Source organism: Mesorhizobium sp. M7A.F.Ca.MR.362.00.0.0 (assembly GCF_004023175.1).
Lineage (GTDB): Bacteria > Pseudomonadota > Alphaproteobacteria > Rhizobiales > Rhizobiaceae > Mesorhizobium.
In genome coordinates this window covers 1-745 of the sequence record NZ_RZTF01000512.1, presented here as the reverse complement: position 1 = coordinate 745, position 745 = coordinate 1, and the positions used below count along the sequence as shown (strand labels likewise).

Below are 745 nucleotides of genomic sequence, written 5' to 3'. Positions count from 1 at the left end.
GGCCTATTGGGTCGACGAATTCCGGCTGAGCCAGCTGCAGCAGGGACTGTCGCCGGCGGAGCTCGAGTTGACGCCGGCTGCTGACGATTGAGCGCGACTGGCTTGTTCCTGGCCTCCGTGCTTCGACCTTTGCCATGACCACCCCGCCAAAGCTCCAATCCTACCGCGCGAGGCGTGAATTTTCCAAAACGCCGGAACCGGCAGGCGGCCTCATCACGGATGAAGGCAACCGCTTCGTCGTGCACAAGCACCACGCCACCGCAGACCATTATGATCTGCGCCTACAGGTCGGCGATGTCTTGAAAAGCTGGGCGGTGCCGCGCGGCCCTTCGCTCAATCCGGCCGACAAAAGACTGGCGGTCGAGACCGAGGATCATCCGCTCGAATACATCGACTTCGAAGGTGTCATTCCCGAAGGCGAGTATGGCGGCGGGCCGATGATCGTCTGGGATACCGGCAGCTGGGCGCCGATGGACGATGTCGAAAAGAGTTTGCGCACCGGCGCCTTCAAGTTCCGGCTGGCCGGCGACAAGCTCAATGGCGGCTGGATGCTGACCCGGCTGAAGCCGAAACCCGGGGAAGACGAAAACAAGAAGAACTGGCTGCTGTTCAAGGAGCGCGACCTCGCCGCCGACACCGCGCTTGACATCCTCACGGCCCGGCCGGAAAGCGTCAAATCCGGATTGCGCATCGAGGAGCTGGCGGCGCCGGCGAAGCCAGCCGCCAAACCCGCGCCCAGACAGGG

The 745-nt window shown here is 63.5% G+C and carries 1 protein-coding gene; it reads left to right on the top strand.

The window, feature by feature from the left end:
* Positions 1-134 precede the first annotated feature (134 nt).
* Positions 135-745: DNA polymerase ligase N-terminal domain-containing protein (locus EOC06_RS34170; RefSeq protein ID WP_281062133.1), on the top strand; the 611-nt coding region annotated here is incomplete at its 3' end.